The organism is Amycolatopsis sp. CA-128772 (assembly GCF_002904295.1).
Lineage (GTDB): Bacteria > Actinomycetota > Actinomycetes > Mycobacteriales > Pseudonocardiaceae > Amycolatopsis.
This window is the reverse complement of sequence record NZ_PPHG01000073.1, coordinates 16,194-32,507: the sequence shown is the minus strand read 5'-3', so window position 1 is coordinate 32,507 and position 16,314 is coordinate 16,194. Positions and strand designations below refer to the sequence as shown.

The 16,314-nt window shown below is 72.6% G+C and carries 16 protein-coding genes; 8 read left to right on the top strand and 8 right to left on the bottom strand.

From position 1 onward, the window contains the following. Nucleotides 1-1,200, bottom strand: coding sequence for an ROK family protein (locus C2L59_RS27480; RefSeq protein ID WP_103352416.1), 1,200 nt, complete (start codon nucleotides 1,198-1,200; stop codon nucleotides 1-3). A 100-nt stretch (nucleotides 1,201-1,300) separates the two neighbouring features. Between C2L59_RS27480 and C2L59_RS27475 the strand changes: the two genes are divergently transcribed. Then, a complete protein-coding gene (locus tag C2L59_RS27475) occupies nucleotides 1,301-2,041 on the top strand; it encodes a DUF427 domain-containing protein (RefSeq protein ID WP_199199273.1) in 741 nt (246 codons plus the stop codon). Nucleotides 2,042-2,045: 4 nt separating this feature from the next. On the opposite strand, the gene C2L59_RS27470 is transcribed toward C2L59_RS27475, so the two are convergent. Continuing rightward, entirely contained in the window at nucleotides 2,046-3,326 is a 1,281-nt protein-coding gene (locus tag C2L59_RS27470) for a carotenoid oxygenase family protein (RefSeq protein WP_103352414.1), read from the bottom strand. Then, on the bottom strand, nucleotides 3,323-3,877 hold the full coding sequence (locus tag C2L59_RS27465) for a hypothetical protein (protein ID WP_103352413.1): 555 nt from the start codon (nucleotides 3,875-3,877) through the stop codon (nucleotides 3,323-3,325). Before C2L59_RS27465 ends, C2L59_RS27470 begins: the two co-directional genes overlap by 4 nt. Before the next feature lie 91 nt (nucleotides 3,878-3,968). Here C2L59_RS27465 and C2L59_RS27460 point away from each other — a divergent pair, with 91 nt between their 5' ends. Next, nucleotides 3,969-4,481: a PadR family transcriptional regulator gene (locus tag C2L59_RS27460; RefSeq protein WP_103352412.1), complete on the top strand. Its 513-nt coding sequence runs from the start codon at nucleotides 3,969-3,971 to the stop codon at nucleotides 4,479-4,481. A gap of 69 nt (nucleotides 4,482-4,550) precedes the next feature. Here the strand turns inward: C2L59_RS27460 and C2L59_RS27455 are convergent, their stop codons facing one another. Then, on the bottom strand, nucleotides 4,551-5,279 hold the full coding sequence (locus tag C2L59_RS27455) for a zf-HC2 domain-containing protein (protein WP_233223724.1): 729 nt from the start codon (nucleotides 5,277-5,279) through the stop codon (nucleotides 4,551-4,553). Nucleotides 5,280-5,333: 54 nt separating this feature from the next. Between C2L59_RS27455 and sigC the strand changes: the two genes are divergently transcribed. From sigC to C2L59_RS27435, 4 genes are all read left to right on the top strand, one after another. Continuing rightward, nucleotides 5,334-5,885, top strand: coding sequence for an RNA polymerase sigma factor SigC (gene sigC, locus C2L59_RS27450; protein ID WP_103352411.1), 552 nt, complete (start codon nucleotides 5,334-5,336; stop codon nucleotides 5,883-5,885). Nucleotides 5,886-6,048: 163 nt separating this feature from the next. Further along, entirely contained in the window at nucleotides 6,049-8,340 is a 2,292-nt protein-coding gene (locus C2L59_RS27445; RefSeq protein WP_103352410.1) for a xanthine dehydrogenase family protein molybdopterin-binding subunit, read from the top strand. Nucleotides 8,341-8,351: 11 nt separating this feature from the next. Then, nucleotides 8,352-8,810, top strand: a complete 459-nt coding sequence (locus C2L59_RS27440; protein WP_103352409.1) for a (2Fe-2S)-binding protein — start codon at nucleotides 8,352-8,354, stop codon at nucleotides 8,808-8,810. A gap of 136 nt (nucleotides 8,811-8,946) precedes the next feature. Further along, the gene (locus C2L59_RS27435; RefSeq protein ID WP_103352526.1) at nucleotides 8,947-10,170 is read left to right on the top strand and encodes a CdaR family transcriptional regulator; all 1,224 of its coding nucleotides are present in this window, start codon (nucleotides 8,947-8,949) and stop codon (nucleotides 10,168-10,170) included. Between the two features lie 28 nt (nucleotides 10,171-10,198). Here the strand turns inward: C2L59_RS27435 and C2L59_RS27430 are convergent, their stop codons facing one another. The 3 genes from C2L59_RS27430 to mgrA all read right to left on the bottom strand — a co-directional run bounded on the left by C2L59_RS27430 (nucleotide 10,199) and on the right by mgrA (nucleotide 12,922). Beyond that, a complete protein-coding gene (locus C2L59_RS27430) occupies nucleotides 10,199-11,068 on the bottom strand; it encodes a TIGR03564 family F420-dependent LLM class oxidoreductase (RefSeq protein WP_103352408.1) in 870 nt (289 codons plus the stop codon). A gap of 16 nt (nucleotides 11,069-11,084) precedes the next feature. Beyond that, nucleotides 11,085-11,750: a TetR/AcrR family transcriptional regulator gene (locus tag C2L59_RS27425; protein ID WP_103352407.1), complete on the bottom strand. Its 666-nt coding sequence runs from the start codon at nucleotides 11,748-11,750 to the stop codon at nucleotides 11,085-11,087. Nucleotides 11,751-11,893: 143 nt separating this feature from the next. Then, entirely contained in the window at nucleotides 11,894-12,922 is a 1,029-nt protein-coding gene (mgrA, locus tag C2L59_RS27420; RefSeq protein ID WP_103352406.1) for an L-glyceraldehyde 3-phosphate reductase, read from the bottom strand. Nucleotides 12,923-12,999: 77 nt separating this feature from the next. Here mgrA and C2L59_RS27415 point away from each other — a divergent pair, with 77 nt between their 5' ends. Both C2L59_RS27415 and C2L59_RS27410 read left to right on the top strand, forming a co-directional pair. After that, nucleotides 13,000-13,881 (top strand): MoxR family ATPase, encoded by an 882-nt coding sequence (locus tag C2L59_RS27415; protein ID WP_103352405.1) that lies wholly within the window; start codon nucleotides 13,000-13,002, stop codon nucleotides 13,879-13,881. Continuing rightward, nucleotides 13,878-15,245 (top strand): VWA domain-containing protein, encoded by a 1,368-nt coding sequence (locus C2L59_RS27410; RefSeq protein WP_103352404.1) that lies wholly within the window; start codon nucleotides 13,878-13,880, stop codon nucleotides 15,243-15,245. The genes C2L59_RS27415 and C2L59_RS27410 overlap by 4 nt, the downstream gene beginning before the upstream one ends. Here C2L59_RS27410 and add read toward each other — a convergent pair. Continuing rightward, complete coding sequence (gene add, locus C2L59_RS27405; protein WP_103352403.1) at nucleotides 15,223-16,197, bottom strand: adenosine deaminase; 975 nt, start codon at nucleotides 16,195-16,197, stop codon at nucleotides 15,223-15,225. The two genes, C2L59_RS27410 and add, sit on opposite strands and share 23 nt — an antisense overlap. Nucleotides 16,198-16,314 lie beyond the last annotated feature (117 nt).

Genomic DNA, 16,314 nt, shown 5'->3' with positions numbered 1-16,314 from the left:
CTAAACCGCCCCCACCCGCCGCTCGAACACCAGGCCTTCCGCCGCCCTCAAGCCCACGCTGATCGCGCCCGTCAAAACCGCGTCTTCGCCCAGCTCGCCCTGGACCACCTTCGGGACCAACGGTGTGAACGCCCGCAACGCGCGGTCGATCGGCTCCAGCAGGAGGTCCGCCGCCGTGCCCATGCCGCCGCCCAGGACGATCAGCTCCGGGTCGATCACCGCCGCCACCGAGGCCACCGTGTACGCCAGGCGGTCCGCCTCCGTCTCCACCGCCCGGCGGGCCAGCTCGTCGCCTTCGCGGGCCAGGCGGAACACCTCGCGGGCCGATTTCGCCGTGCCCAGACCCAGATCGCGGGCGCCCTGGACCACCGACTGGGCCGCCGTGGCCTCCTCCAGGTGGCCGCGGGCCGGTGGGGTGGCCGGCTCGTCCGCCGCGCGGGTGCGGCCGTACGGGAGGTAGCCGATTTCGCCCGCCGCGCCCGTTGCGCCGCGGAACACGCGGCCGTCGACCATCATGCCCATGCCGACACCGGTGCCGATGGTGATGCAGCCGAACACCGAGGCGCCGCGGGCCGCGCCGCTCTCCCACTCGCCGACCGCGGTGAGGTTCGCGTCGTTCTCCACCATCAGGTCCGGGCCCAGCGCCGCCTCGAGGTCGTCGATCAGGCCCGCCCGGCCCCAGCCCGGCAGGTTCGGCGCGTGCCGGAAGCAGCGCTTCTCCGGGTCGGCGACGCCGGGGGAGCCGACCACGCGGACAACGATGTCGGCCGCCGAAAGGCCGGCCTCCTCGACCGCCGAGGCCGCGATCTTGCCGACCGCCGTCACCAGCGCCGCGCCCGAGCGGGCCGTGTTGCGCTCGTCGCGGCGCGCCACCAGCTCGCGGCCGAGATCCGACACCGCGACCCGGATGTGCTCGCGGCCGATGTCGACGCCCAGCACGTACCCCGCGGTCGGGTCGGCCTCGTACAGCACCGCCGACCGGCCGGTACCGGTGGACGTCTGCCCGGTCGGGCGCGCCAGCCCGGCCGCCTCCAGCGCCAGCAGCGCCTGGCTGACCGTCGGCTTCGACAGCCCGGTGTCCTTCGCGACCTGCGGCCGGGTCGCCGGCCCGCCGCGGCGCAGCAGGTCGAGCACCGCCCGCTGGTTGATCTTGCGCATCCCGGCGGGGGTACCGACCGTGGGAACTTCTACGCCGGCCACCCGTGCCCGCCTCCTGTCGTCCGTCTGCTGCCTGTCACGCTAGCCGTCCCGGCCCGGAATCCGCCGGAATACCCGCACTTCGGGGCCCGTTGACCGGAGCATGAGCACTCCGGGACGCGGCCGGGTCCGCGTGGCACAAGGCGCGAAGCGGGTACGGGTGTTCCTCGGCGGGCAGGTCGTCGCGGACACGGTGCACCCCCTCCTGGTGTGGGAAGTTCCTTACTACCCCACGTACTACATCCCGCGCGCGGACGTCGTGAGCGGCGTTCTCACCCCCTCCGGCCGGACGGCGCACTCGCCGAGCCGCGGAGAAGCTGTTCTGTCGACGATAAAGGGTGCCGCGGCCGAGGCGGTGGACGGCGCGCTGGAGTACCCGGATTCGCCCGTCGAACAGCTCCGGGACCACGTCCGGTTCGAATTCGGCGCGTTCGACTGGTTCGAAGAGGACGAACAGATCTTCACGCACCCGCGCGACCCCGGCGTCCGGGTCGACGTCCTGCCGAGCTCCCGGCACGTCCGGATCGAGGTCGGTGGCGTCACGGTCGCCGACTCGGTGCGGCCGCACCTGCTGTTCGAGACCGGCCTGCCGACCCGCTACTACATGCCGCGCGTCGACGTCCGGATGGACCTGCTGCGCAAGACCGGCGTCGTGACGCACTGCCCGTACAAGGGCGCCGCCGAGCACTTCGACGTCGCCGGGCACGAGGACCTCGCCTGGAGCTACCCGACGCCGCTGCCCGAGAGCACCCGCGCCGCCGGCCTGGTGGCGTTCCTCGACGAGAAGGTCGACGTCTACGTCGACGGTGTCCGGCAGGAGCGCCCGAAGACGAAGTTCGCCTGAGCCCTCACGCGTCCGGCAGCCAGTTCCCGTGGAAGCCCGCGGGCACCCGCCCCGGGAGGTGGACGGCCGCCACCGGCGCCGCGGCGAGGTTCCCGGCGTCGAGCACGACCAGGTCGCTGCGGTCCTCGGCCGCGTCGTGGACATAGGTGAGCAGCCAGCCTTCGCCGTGCCCGGCCGGGACGAACACGGCCTCGCCGGGGACCCGTCCGGGCGCGAAGACGTGCTCGGTCGCCGTGCCCGCGTGCAGGTCGTGGCGGCGCAGGACGCCGTGGCCGGTGACGTGCCCGAAGCGCGCGTCAGAGCCGGTGAGCCGGTCGTCGATGCGGGGGAACTCGCCCGGCCGGTCGTCGAGCCGGTCCTCGGTCACGGTGCCGGTGGCGAGGTCGATCGTCCAGCGCCACAGCGACGCCGGCGGGTCTTCGTGGCCCGCCCGCCACTGGTGGTCGTAGCGCATGACGTGCACGACGATCCGGCCGTCCGGGGCGTCGAACGCGTTGAGCGTGTGGAAGACGTAGCAGGGCTCGATCGCCAGCCAGCGGACGCCGGCCTCGGGCCGGTCGCGGCGCAGCACGCCGAGCCGCGCGCCGTAGCCGGCGTCCCAGCGGTAGGGCACGCCCCGGCCGGCCGACCCGCGGTCGAACACGACCGGCAGGTCGTAGAACACCACGTGCTCACGAGTGAGCGCGAAGTCGTGCATCATCGTCAGCCCGGGCACGTCGATGGGCTGCTTGACGACCAGCTTCCCGGCCGCGTCGGCGCGGTAGTAGCCCACGTGCGGCGCGGTGATGCTGCCGTAGCCGAAAAAGTGCAGCTCCCCGGTCGCCGGGCAGATCTTCGGGTGCGCGGTCATCGCGTCGGCCAGCTCGCCGCCGAAGTCGTACACGCCCACGGTTTCCAGGTCCGTCGTGATCTCGTACGGCAGCGACGACTCGACCAGTGCGAGCGTCCGGCCGGCGTGGTTCACGACGTGCGTGGTCGCGACGCTGCTGTGCAGGTTCCGCGTGCCGTCTTCGTTGTACAGCTTCAGATCCGGGTCGGTGAAGCTTGCGGTCCGCACCCACCGGTTGCGGTACCAGGCGGCGCGGCCGCGTTCGAGGCGGACGCCGTGGACCATGCCGTCGCCGGTGAACCAGTGCCGGTTGTCCGCGCGCGGGTTCGGGCCGTTGCGCAGGTACCAGCCGGTCAGCTCGGGCGGCAGGGCGCCGGTCACCGGGAGGTCGGACGCGGTCAGCTCGTCGTGGACGGGCGCGTAGGCGCCGGCGAGGTGGAAATCGGTGGTGGTCACGCGGCGGCCCGGGCCCGGACGATGCGCGGGTAGCGGATGGTGAACGCGACCGGGACGGCGAAGCAGAGCACCTTCAGCGCGATCAACGCGAAGGTGGCGTGCGGCGCGAAGTTCAGCAGCGCGATGCCCGCGATCCCGCCGACGGTGAAGCTCGCCGCCCACACCAGCGTGATGAGCACGTTGACCCGCTTGAAGACCGGGTTGTCCCAGAACTGCTGCGGGGTCGACGTGCGGGCGATGCCGAGGGTGAACGGCTTGCCGATGGCGAGCGAACCCCAGGCGGTGAGCGCCAGCCACGCGTCGGTGAGCGCGCCGGTGTAGGTCTTCAGCGGCGACGCGGGGAAGCTGAACGCGACGGCGGTGAGCAGGGCGAAGAACGCGAACCCGCTCCACTCGATGATCAGCGTGTCCGCCGGGCGGCCGGCGCGGCGGGCGAGCAGCAGCAGCGCGGCGGAGATCACCAGGCCGGTCAGCCCGGACCAGCGCCAGTCGAACTGCGTCGCGACCACGGCGAACGCGATCCACGGGAGCAGGCTCTTCAGGTAGTTCACGACGGGTCCTTCCCAACATTCCAACATTGACATGTCGAAGCTAGAACGTGCCGATTGGACATGTCAATAGTGGAATGTCAGAATAGAGGCCATGAGCCTTCGACACGCGGTGCTGGGGATGCTGGCCGACGAGCCCGGAAGCGGCTACGACCTGCTGAAACGGTTCGAGCGGGCGATGGCCGGCGTCTGGCCCGCGACGCAGAGCCAGCTCTACGGCGAGCTGGGCAAACTGGAGACCGCGGGCATGATCCGCGTCCACGCCGAGGGCCCGCGCGGGCGCAAGGAGTACGAGATCACCGAGGCGGGGCTCGCGGAGCTGCGGCACTGGCTGGTCGAGGTCGAGCCGGCGGGGCCGCCGCGCAGCGCGAGCCTGCTGCGGGTGTACTTCCTCGGGTCGGTCGCCCCGGAACAGGCTCGCGGTTTCCTGGCGACGCTGGGGGAGGCGGGGCGGGTGCGCGAAGAGCGGCTGGAGGAGCTGGAGAAGACGATCGACTGGGGCGAGGACAACCAGTCGCTGTACGGCCGGCTCGTTCTGGAGTGGGGCAAGCGCTTCTCGGTGATGCAGCGCGAGTGGGCGGAGTGGGCGGTCAAGCAGGTCGAGTGAGGGGTGTATAACGGCCTATGCGGCGAGTCGCGTGCCGCACGGCGGGCGCCGGTCGGGCGGCTGCCGTGTTCAGGCTGCGTGGCGGCCGTGCGCCTGGCGCCGGAAGCCGCGCGCCCGCGGCCGTGCCGGTGCCGGGCCGTCCACTGTGGACCCCGTGGTCGGCACGCCGTCGTCCGCCGTGGCCGCCGGGAGCGGGGTGCCTCGGTCGCGGTGCGCTCGGTGGACCGCGTACAGCAACGCGAGCCCCAGCACCACCAGCAGGTGCGTCGCCAGGCGGGACGGCGTCACCAGGCCCGCCGCCAGATCTCCCGCCGACCACACCGTGAGCACGCCGACGAACCCGGTCAGCAGCGGCAGCTGGCCACCCGCCAGCCGGGGCCGCAGCGCCGCCGTCAGCAGGCCGACGCCCACCGCCAGGTTCCACGCGCCGCTTTCGTGGCCGAGGTGGGCGCCGCCGTGGGTTGTCCCGAGCAGCTCCGCGAACGCCAGGCCGAGCTGGGCGATCGCCACCACGGCCAGGGCGACCCGCAGGCCCCAGCCCTCACCGGACGGTGCCGGCGTGCGCTCGAGGATCGCCGCGGTGAGGTCCGGGACCGGGGGCGCCGGGCGCAGCAGCATCGCGCGCCGCAGCCGTTCCGCGCCCGCGAACCACTCCCGGCACTCCGCGCAGGACGCCAGGTGCTCGTCGGGCGATGCCGGCTCGGCCTCGCCGTCCAACCGGGCCGACAGCGCTTCACGGCATTCCTCGCACCTCATGGTCCAGTAGTCGGACGGCGGATCCGCGAAGTTCCCGGTCACTGCCCGCCACCGCCCTCGATCGAGGCGCTTCGCGCCGCTGTATGTTGTCGGATCATGACCCACCGTGAGGATGACGACCGCGTCACGGCCCTCGCCCTGTCCGCCGGCCGCGGCGATCGGCGCGCCCTGGAGGAGTGGGTCCGCGCCACCCAGGCCGACGTCTGGCGCTTCCTCGCGCACCTCACCGACGCCTCAGCCGCCGACGACCTGACGCAGGAGACGTACCTTCGCGCCTTCGGCAGCCTTCGCCGCTTCGCGGGACGCTCGTCGTCGCGGACGTGGCTGCTCGCCATCGCGCGCCGGGTGGTCGTCGACCAGATCCGGGCCGCCGGGGCGCGGCCCAAGATCGCCGACACCGATTGGGAAGCCGCCGCCGAACGCACCCGCGGCCCCGCGGCCGGCTTCGAGGACGTCGTCGAACTCGGGTTGCTGCTCGACGGGCTGGACCCCGAACGGCGCGAGGTGCTCGTGCTGACCCAGGTCCTCGGCTTGTCCTACGCCGAGGCCGCCGACGTCTGCGGCTGCCCGGTCGGCACCGTCCGCTCCCGGGTGGCCCGCGCGCGGGAGGACCTGATCCAGGCCCGGCGGGCCCGCGGGGCCGGCTGAACCAGCCCGGTACGCCGTCCGGCACTGTGGCGGCGCACACATCCGGCCGCTTCCGCTGTCATCTCGTCACAGAGATGGGCGAACTCGACTACGCCGCGTTGACGGCCGGCCAACGGGTCCTTAGCGTGGCGCGCACCCGCCACCACCCAGCAAGGGATCCCCGATGGCCCGTCCCACCACCGAAGCCACCGAAGCCACCGAAGCCACCGAAGCCACCGAAGCCACCGAAGCCACCGAAGGCGCCGAGCCCGGGCAGGTCGGCCGCCGCCGGTTCCTGACCTACCTGGTCGCCGCGCCCACGCTCACCGTCGCCGCGAAACTCACCGCCGACGCCGTCGCGCCGAGCCGTGCCGAGGCCGTCGTCCCGACCCTGCCGCAGCCGGCGGAGATCCTCGACCTCGGCGACGTGCTGACGCTGTCGTGCGCGCCGACCGCCGGGATGCTCGTGCTCGAGATGACGGCCGACGGCCGGGCGCGGCTGCAGCTGCCGCGCGCCGAGGTCGGCCAGGGCATCACGACGGCGACCGCCATGCTCGTCGCCGAGGAGCTGGACCTGCCGCTGGAGAAGGTCGACGTCGTGCTCTCCGACGCCCGCACCGAGCTGCTGTTCAACCAGCTCACCGGCGGCTCCAACACGATGCGTTCGCTCTACGACCCGGTTCGCGGCACCGCCGCGACCGCCCGCGCCCGGATGGTCGCCGCGGCCGCCGCGCGGTGGGGAGCCGACGCGTCGCGACTGTCCACACGCGACGGTTCCGTGTGGGCGCCGGACGGCCGCAGCGCCTCCTACGGCGACCTCGCCGGGCCCGCGTCCCGCTCCGGCCTGAGTGTCGGCGTGATCCAGCCGAAGGCCGAGTCGGCGCACACGCTCGTCGGGACGCCGGCCTCGCGCAAGGACGCCCGCGCGATGGTCACCGGCAAGCAGGTTTACACGCTCGACCTCGACGTCCCCGGCGCCAACCCGGTGATGGTGCGGCGCCCGCCGACCATCAACGGCACCGTGCGAAAGGTCGCCAACGAGGCCGCCGTCCGGGCCATGCCCGGGATCATCGACATCGCCGTCGTGCCGACCGGGGTCGCGGTGCTGGCCGAGACCTTCGGCCAGGCCCTCGACGGCAAGAACGCCCTCGACGTCACCTGGGGCCCGGGCACGGTCGACGGCGAAACCAACGAGACGATCAAGAAGAAGCTGCGGGCCGCCGCGCTGCCGTTCGTGGTGCCGCCGCTGCTGACGCAGTACGTCGACGGCGAGTTCGACTTCGCCTTCGCCAGCCACGCGCCGATGGAGTCGAACTCCGCGGTCGCCGACGTCCGCGAGGACAGCGCGACCATCTGGGCCGGGCTCAAGTCGCCGATCGTCGCCAAGCAGACCATCGCGCGGGAGCTGGGCCTGCCGGAGAACAAGGTCACCGTGCACGTCCAGCAGGGCGGCGGGTCCTTCGGGCGCCGGCTGTTCTTCGACGCGGCCCTCGAAGCCGCGCAGATTTCGAAGGCGATGAAGAAGCCGGTCCGGCTGATGTGGAGCCGGATCGACGACATGCGCCACGGCCGCGGCCGCGCGGCGAGCTACCACCGGATCCGCGCGACCTTCGCGCTCGGGCAGGTGCTGACGTTCGAACACCGCGTCGCGAGCGTCGAAACCGACTGGAGCCACGGGCTCGGCGAGATTCTCACGGCCTTCGCGGCGAAGCTGCCTGTCGGCGGCAACCTCACCTTCGCGCAGACGGTGTTCCTGCTGACCGTGAAGTCGCCGTACAACTTCGGCGTCACCACGCAGCTGCTCAACGAGGTGCCCCTGAAGTTCCACACCTCGGCTTGGCGGTCGGTCTACTCGGCGAACACCCGCGGCGCCGAGGAGATCATGGTCGACGAGATCGCCGCGAAGCTCGGCAAGGACCCGCTGGCCTTCCGCCGCGAGTTCATCAAGGAGCAGCGCCAGCGCGCGGTGCTGGACAAGGTCGCCGAGCTGGGCGAGTGGGGCCGGAAGCTGCCCGCCGGGTTCGCGCAGGGCATCGCCGTGCACGGCGAGTACAAGTCCTACACCGCCTGCCTGGTCGAGATGGACGCGCGCGATCCGAAGCACCCGCGCGTCACCAAGGCGACGATCGCGGTCGACGTCGGCAAGCCGGTGAACCCGCGGGGGATCCAGGCGCAGATGCTCGGCGGCCTGACCGACGCGATTTCGACGACGCTCACCGCGGGCCTGCACATCGACCAGGGCCTGCCGCTGGAGGGCAGCTACTCGCAGTTCCACTACGCGCGGCAGAAGAACTCGCCGATGGACGTCCAGGTGCACGTCATGCCGGCGACCGGCGACGACATCGGCGGCGCGGGCGAGCTCGGCCTGCCGGCACCGGTCGGCGCGATCGCCAACGCCTACGCCCGCGCGACCGGGATCAAGCCCCGCAGCTTCCCGATCACCTTCCCGGTCGACTTCGACCCGTTCCCGCGCTGAGGAGAACCACCGTGCCCACCTACACCTTCGTGGTGAACGGGAAGACCGTCACCGTCGACGCGCCCGCCGACCTGCCGATGCTGTGGGCGCTGCGCGACAAGCTCAAGGTCCGCGGGCCGAAGTACGGCTGCGGCATCAACGTCTGCAAGGCCTGCACCAGCCACCTCGACGGCGAGGCGTTCAACCCCTGCGTCACGCCGGTTTCGGCGTGCGCCGGGCGCGAGGTCACCACGATCGAGGGGCTCGCCGACGGCGACGAGCTGCACCCGGTCCAGGAAGCCTGGCTGGAGCAGGACGTCGCGCAGTGCGGCTACTGCCAGCCCGGCCAGATCATGGCCGCGGTGGCGCTGCTGAAGAAGACGAAGAACCCGACCGACGCCGACATCGACGCCATCCAGAACGTCTGCCGCTGCGGCACCTACTTCCGGATCCGGGAGGCGATCAAGAGCGCGGCCGCGAAGATGGCCTGACGCGGATGCGGAGGTTCTACAGAAGAATCTCCGCATCCGCGGTTCTTGTCGCAAGTTCACCCGAACGTGGTGCAGCCGTTCGGGTTAGATGTCGGTCTCCGGCCTCGACGAGGAGGTCGGGGGACCGGAGGGCACCATGCACTACCAGGCGCTTCTGTCCGACGGCCGCGCGCCGCGTGTCGCCGTCCTCGCCGCCGAGGCCGAGCGGAACCTGCCCGAGCTGATCGAAAGCACCGTGCGGCAGATCCGCGCCGAGATGCCGGTCTACGCCGACGCCCGGTTCGTCACCCACACCGAGCTGCGGAACTCGGTGCGCGCCAACCTCGAGCACGTGATGCGCACGCTGCGCGGCTCGGACGTCCCGGACCTGTCGCAGGCCCGCGCGACCGGCCGGGCCCGCGCCCTGCAGGGCGCGCCGCTGCCCGAGCTGCTGCGCGCCTACCGGATCGGGCTGACCGAGGTCTGGCACCGGTTCGTCGAGCTGACCGCCCAGCGGGACGACCTCGCCGCGCTGGTCGCCGCGACGACGGCGATCTGGGCGCTGATCGACGACCTCGCCGAAGCGCTCACGACGTCCTACCGCGACACGACCGCGGAAGTCATGGTGGCGCACCAGAACCGGCGTTCGGCGCTCGTCGAGGCGCTGTTCGCCGGCGGCGCCGCGACCGAGGGCACGCTGTGGGACATCGCCCGCGTGCTCGACCTGTCCCTGGACGGCACGTTCGTCGTCGTCGCGGCGGAAACCCCGCGGCTGGGCCAGGAACCGCTGCCGCAGGTCGAAGCCCGGCTGCGCGCGCTGCACCACGCGTCGGCCTGGCGGCTCACGCCGGACCTGCAGGTCGGCGTGGTGTCGCTGCGGGATCCCGCCGCGGCGCCGGCCATCGTGGAGCTGGTCCGGGAGCGCCCGGTGGGCCGGGTCGGGATCAGCCCGGTGTTCACCGGCCTCGGCAACACCGCCCGCGCGCTGCACCTCGCGCGGGTGGCGTTGTCGAGCATGACGCCGGGAACGCCCGGCCTGGTCCAGTTCACCGAGTCGCCGCTGGCGGGCCTGGTGGCCAGCGCGCCGGAGGCGTCGGTGCAGCTGGCCCACCACGTCCTCCAGCCGCTGCTCGACCTCCCGGGCGACGAGCGCAACGTGCTGCTGCTGACGCTGCGCGCGTGGTTCGACTGCCAGGGCTCGGCGAAACTGACGTCGGAGCGGATGTTCTGCCACCCCAACACGATCCGGCACCGCCTGAAGCGGATCACGGAGGAGCTGGGCCGGTCCCTGGCGAACCCGGCGGACATCGCCGAGCTGGGCGCGGCGCTGCGGGCGCTGAACCTGTTCCCGGAGGCGGCCCACCTGCCGGCGCCGCGCTAGCCCGGCCGGTGCTGCCGGGGCGACGGCGTCAGGCGGCCAGCAGGGCGCGGGTGCGGGCCTGGTCCTCCGCCGGGCCGATCGGCATCACCAGCAGTTCGGTCGCGCCCGCGTCTTCCAGCGATTTCACCTGGCGGAGCACGGTTTCCTCGTCGCCGATGAGTGCAGTGTCCGAAACGCGCTCGTGGCCTTCGCGGTCCAGGATCGCCCGGTAGGCCGGGACGTTCGCCGCGCCGCCGTACGCCTGCTCGATCCACGTCCGGCGTTCGTCCACTTCGGACGTCACGCAGATCAGCTGGCCGGAGACCATCCGGGAGGCGCCGCCCAGCGTCGGCACCACGAACTCGCCGATCGCCCGCGGGCCCGCCCACGTGGTGATCACGCCGTCGGCCAGCTCGCCCGCCAGGCGCGTCGACTGCGGGCTCACCGAGCCGACCAGCACCGCGGGCCGGGCGGCGCCGGGGGTGGTCAGGCCGCCCGCGGCCGTCAGCGTTTCGCCGTGGACGTCCGCCTTTTCCCCGCGCAGCAACGGGTTCAACGCCTCCAGGTACTCGCGGAGGTGGCGCAGCGGGCGGTCGTAGGAACAGCCGAATTCACCTTCGATGACGTACTTGTGGCTCAGCTCGATTCCCAGGTGGACGGCCGCGCCGGTGGCCGCCTGCACGGTCAGCGCCTGCGCCGCCATGGTAATCGGGTGCCGCGGGTACGTCGGGACGACGCACGTGCCGAGCTCGACGCCGGGTGCGGCGGCGCCGAGGGCGGGCAGGGCGGTGAGCGCGTCCCAGCCGCCGCGCTGCGCCAGCCACAGCGTGTCATAACCCAGCTTCGCCGCTTCGCGCGCTTGAGCCGTCATGGCGTCGAAGCCGACGCCGAGTTCGTCGATCAGGATTCCGGTGCGCAGGGGTTCCCTCCAGGGGTCAGTACGCGCGTTCGAGCTGTTTGCGGTCGAGCGCGACGGCTTCGGTGAACAGCGCCAGCGCCCGCGGCGCCACGGCGCGCAGCTGCCGCGTCGACACGGCGAGCGGCTCGAAGGCGTGCGCGACGGTGTCGGCGATCAGGGCCGGCTCGGGCGGGGGAGTGCGGCCGAGGAATCCGTGCAGCACGGCCTGGAAGGCGACGGTGAGGTCGCGGACCGGGCGGTCGGTGCGGAGCAGGTCGTTCGCCGCCAGCAGCTCCAGGTATTCGACGAAGGCTTCCGCGTGGCGCGGGTCGAGCTTGCCGTGCAGCTTCGGCAGCAGTTTGCCGAGCGTCTCGGCGTCGTCGGCGTACCCGGCCCGCAGCAGCGGGCGGCCCAGCACGTTGGCGTACTGGAGCTCGGTCAGCCGCGAAAGCCGCACGGCGAGCGGATCGGCCGCGATCGCCGCCACGAGGTCCTCGAGCGCGCGCACGGATTCGCGGAGCAGGACGGCGAGGAACAGCTCCTCGCGGTTCTTCCAGTGCAGGTAGACGGTGCCTTTCCCGACGTCGGCCCGCTCGGCGACGTCCTCGATGGTCGTGCGCCGGTATCCGGCTCGCAGGAGCAGCCCGGCGGCCGCGTCGAGGATGCGCTCGGCCCGCTCGGCGCGGTCTTCGGCAGGAGGCATGGTGCCATCGTATGACCAAAAATGAAATTTGGTCAAACTGCGGTCCGAGAAAGCGGCCGGGGCGGGTGCCCCGGCCGCTGCGGCCGAAACTGTCGGTGTCCTCCGGTAGCGTGGAAAACGGGGGGCGCCCCCGCGGCCGGGTCTCAGCCGTCCGAAGAACGCTTCCAGAGGTTGATGTCGGCGTCGGTCGCGTGGCCGTCGATCTCGGTCAGCTCCTCCGACGAGAACTCGAGGTTGCCGAGCGCGCCGACGTTGTCCTCGAGCTGCCCGACGCTGCTGGCGCCGATCAGCACCGACGTCACCCGGTGGTCCCGCAGCGCCCACGCCAGCGCGAGCTGCGCCAGCGACTGGCCGCGGCGGGCCGCGATGTCGTTGAGCGCGCGCACGCGGCCCAGCCGGTTCTCGTCGAGGGTGCCCGGGTCGAGGGACTTGCCCTGCGCCGCCCGGGAGTCCGAGGGCACGCCCTTCAGGTACCGGTCGGTCAGCAGGCCCTGCGCCAGCGGCGAGAACGCGATGCAGCCGGCGCCGGCCTGTTCGAGCGTGTCGAGGAGGCCGTCCTCCTCGATCCAGCGGTTGAGCATCGAGTACGACGGCTGGTGGATCAGCAGCGGCGTGCCCAGCTCGCGCAGGAGGCGCGCCGCTTCGGCGGTCCGTTCCGAGTTGTACGACGAGATCCCGACGTACAGCGCCTTCCCGGCGCGGACGGCGGCGTCGAGGGCCCCGACGGTCTCCTCCAGCGGCGTCTCGGGGTCGAAGCGGTGGGAGTAGAAGATGTCGACGTAGTCCAGGCCGAGCCGGCCGAGGGACTGGTCCAGTGAGGACAGCAGGTACTTGCGCGAGCCCCACTCGCCGTACGGCCCGGGCCACATGTCGTAGCCGGCCTTGGTCGAGATCACCAGCTCGTCGCGGTACGGCCGGAAGTCGGTGGCCAGCAGCCGGCCGAAGTTCTCCTCCGCCGAGCCGTAGGGCGGGCCGTAGTTGTTCGCCAGGTCGAAGTGCGTGATGCCGAGGTCGAACGCGCGGCGGGTGATGTCGCGCTGGGTCTGCAGCGGGCGGTCGTGGCCGAAGTTGTGCCACAGCCCGAGCGAGATCGCCGGCAGCTTCAGCCCGGAGCGTCCGCAGCGCCGGTAGGGGATCGAGTCGTATCGGCCGGAAGCCGCAGCGTAGGTCACGCGGCCGATGCTAACCCGGGTGAGCGTTCCCGGCGGTCCGGTAGAGTCCGGGTGAGCGAACGCTTAGGAGGCACGTGGTGGGCACCGGATTCTTCACCTCCGTCGACGACGTGTCGGCCAAGCTGGCCGGGGCCGGCTACCTCGCCTCCACCGCGGTGGCGACCACCGTGTTCCTCGCCGACCGGCTCGGCAAGCCGCTGCTGGTCGAAGGCCCCGCCGGCGTCGGGAAGACCGAGCTCGCCAAGGCCGTCGCCCAGGTCAGCGGGTCGCGGCTGGTGCGCCTGCAGTGCTACGAGGGCATCGACGAGGCCCGCGCGCTCTACGAGTGGAACCACGCCAAGCAGCTGCTGCGGATCACCGCCGGCCGCGAGGAGACGTGGGAGCAGGCGCGCACCGACATCTTCGGCGAGGAGTTCCTGCTGCGCCGCCCGCTGCTCACCGCGATCTCCTCCGACGAGCCGACCGTGCTGCTGATCGACGAGACCGACAAGGCCGACATGGAGGTCGAGGGCCTGCTGCTGGAGGTGCTCGGCGACTTCCAGGTGACCGTGCCCGAGCTCGGCACGATCACCGCCACCCGCGCGCCGTTCGCCGTGCTGACGTCCAACGCGACGCGCGAGCTGTCCGAGGCGCTGCGCCGCCGGTGCCTGTTCCTGCACATCGGCTTCCCGGACGAAGAGCTCGAACGCGACATCGTCCGGCTCAAGGTGCCCGGCATCGACGCCGCGCTCGCCGATTCCGTCGTCCGGGTGATCGCCGCGCTGCGGGCGATGGACCTGCGCAAGCTGCCGTCGGTCGCGGAGACGGTCGACTGGGCGCGCACCCTGCTCGCGCTCGGCGCATCGACGCTGGACGACCGGGTCGTGCGGGAGAGCCTCGGCGTCGTGCTCAAGCACCAGGACGACATCGCCAAGGCGGGCGCCGGCCTGAAGCTCGAACAGGTCCTGGACGCGTCGTGACCGGCGGCGTGCCGGAGCGGCTCGCGGAGTTCGTCAAGGCGCTGCGGGCTCAGGGCATCCCGGCGGGCCCGAGCGAGACCGTCGACGCCGCGGCCGCGCTGGAGGTGCTCGGCCTCGACGACCGCTCGCTCGTCCGGGAGGGCCTGGCCGCGGCCCTGGTCCGCCGCGGCGGGCAGCGCGCGGTCTTCGACGCCGCCTTCGACCTGTACTTCCCGGCCGGGATCGGCGCCCCCGAACGAGCCCGCGAGGACCGGCCGTCGACGCTGGAGGAGCTGCGGGAAGAGCTGGCCGCCGCGCTCGCCGAGGGCGACCAGCAGGCCCTCGGGCAGCTGGCCGGGCTCGCGGTGGAGCTGCTCGGGCAGTACGGCTCGGCGTCCGGGCCGGGCGGCGGCTTTTCGGCCCACCAGACCCTGGAGCGGCTCCAGCCGCAGACGCTGATCGCCCGGGTGCTGGCCGCGGTCCGCGGCGGCGGCGCGCGCGGCGAGTTCACCGACCGGCTCGACCGCGACGAGATCCGCCGCCGCGTCGAGGGCTTCCGCGGGCAGGTCCGCACCGAGGCACGCCGCCGCGCGGCCGAGGTCCGCGGCCGCGAGCGCGTCGCCAAGCACGCCATCGCGCCTTCCCCGGACCGCGTCGATTTCCTCATCGCCAGCCGCACCCAGCTCGCCGAGCTGCGCCGGACGATCCAGCCGCTGTCCCGCAAGCTCGCGACGCGCCTGGCCGCCCGCCGCAAACGCACCACCCGCGGGCAGATCAACCTGCGCCGCACCCTGCGGCGGTCCCTGTCGACCGGCGGCGTGCCGCTGCGGCCGGCCTACCGCCACCGCCGTCCGGGGCGGCCGGAGATCGTGCTGCTGTGCGACCTGTCCGGGTCCGTGGCCGGGTTCGCGAACTTCACCATGCTGCTGGTGCAGGCGCTGCGCGACCAGTTCGCCAAGATCCGCGTGTTCGCCTTCGTCGACAGCGCCGACGAGGTCACCCACCTGGTCACCACCGGCGCGGCCGACCCCGAGCACCTCGGCGCCCGCATGCTGGCCGAAGCCGCCCTGGTGCGCTGGGACGGCCACAGCGACTACGGCGGCTCCCTGCGCCAGTTCACCGCGAACTGGCTCGACGCGGTCGGCCCGCGCACGTCGGTGCTGATCCTCGGCGACGCCCGCACGAACGGTGGCGACCCCAACCTTGACGCCGTCCGCGCGATCAAGGCCCGCGCCCGGCACGTCTACTGGCTGAACCCGGAGCGGCGGTCGCTGTGGTCGACCGGCGACTCGGCGGCGCTGGAGTACGCCGACGTCGTGGAGATGCACGAGTGCCGCACGGTGCACCAGCTCGGCACGCTGGTCACCCGCCTGCTGCCGGTGTGAGCCACGCGTCGATGTCCCGCAGCACGGCCTTCTTGGTCGCTTCGGGCGCGAAGGACGCGGTGACACTCGCGCGGGCGAAGTCCGCCATCGTCGTGTCGTCGTAGCCGAAGGCCTGCTGCACGCGGGCGTATTCCCCGGCCAGGTTCGCGCCGGTGACCGACGGGACGTCGGTGTTGAGCGTGACCGTCAGGCCCGCGTCGAGCAGCCGGGGAAGCGGGTGCCCGGCCAGCGACGGCACCAGCCCCAGCGTCACGTTCGACGACGGGCACACCTCCAGGGCCAGGCCGCGGTCACGCACTTCGGCGACCAGCGCGGGGTCTTCGAGGACGCGGATGCCGTGCCCGAGCCGTTCGGTGCGGCCCACCGCCAGTGCCTCGCGGATGCTGTCCGGTCCGGCGTCCTCGCCGGTGTGGTGCAGCAGGTGCAGGCCGCCGGCGCGGGCTTTCTCGAAGACCGCCGCGAACGGCCGCAGCGAGTGGTTTTCCTCGCCCGCCATGCCGATCGCGAACACCTCGTCGTACCTGAGGGCGAGGTCGAGGGTCCGTTCGGCCCGCTCGACCGAGCGGCGCCGGGAATGGTCGAGCAGCAGCCGCCACTCGAGGTCCGCGCCCTGTGACAGTCCTTTCAGGACGGATGCGAGCGGCATTTCGAGGTCGTCCAGGCGTTCCCCGTGCGACGCGGCGGTGAACGTGATCTCGGCGTAGCGCGTGCCCTGGGCGGTTTCGTCCTCGACGTACTCGCGGGCGATGCGCTCGAAGTCCTCCGGCCGCTGCAGACACGAACGGATGAGGGCGTTGTAGTCGGCGAAGGCGCGGAAGCCGTCGAACACCGGGGGCCCGGCCGGGACGTCGACACCGTTCGCCGCCCCGAGCTCGCGGAGCGTGGCCGGGCGGATCGTGCTCTCCAGGTGGACGTGCAGGTGGGCCTTCGGCAGGGCGGCCAGGTCGCGCATGATCGCGAGCCTAGAGCGGCGCGGCGGGCATCCGCGCGGCAATTTTCCGGCGCCGGCCGTGGCGGGCCCAGGTTTTGGGCCTCGTCACACGGGGAACCTCCGGGTGGTTCGTCCGCG

Excerpts from the sequence above, each read along its gene's own strand:
- sigC (WP_103352411.1), top strand. The coding sequence starts at position 5,334 with ATGACCCACCGTGAGGATGACGACCGCGTCACGGCCCTCGCCCTGTCC.
- C2L59_RS27435 (WP_103352526.1), top strand. The coding sequence starts at position 8,947 with ATGCACTACCAGGCGCTTCTGTCCGACGGCCGCGCGCCGCGTGTCGCC.
- C2L59_RS27425 (WP_103352407.1), bottom strand. The coding sequence starts at position 11,750 with ATGCCTCCTGCCGAAGACCGCGCCGAGCGGGCCGAGCGCATCCTCGAC.
- C2L59_RS27445 (WP_103352410.1), top strand. The coding sequence starts at position 6,049 with ATGGCCCGTCCCACCACCGAAGCCACCGAAGCCACCGAAGCCACCGAA.
- C2L59_RS27460 (WP_103352412.1), top strand. The coding sequence starts at position 3,969 with ATGAGCCTTCGACACGCGGTGCTGGGGATGCTGGCCGACGAGCCCGGA.
- C2L59_RS27475 (WP_199199273.1), top strand. The coding sequence starts at position 1,301 with ATGAGCACTCCGGGACGCGGCCGGGTCCGCGTGGCACAAGGCGCGAAG.
- add (WP_103352403.1), bottom strand. The coding sequence starts at position 16,197 with ATGCGCGACCTGGCCGCCCTGCCGAAGGCCCACCTGCACGTCCACCTG.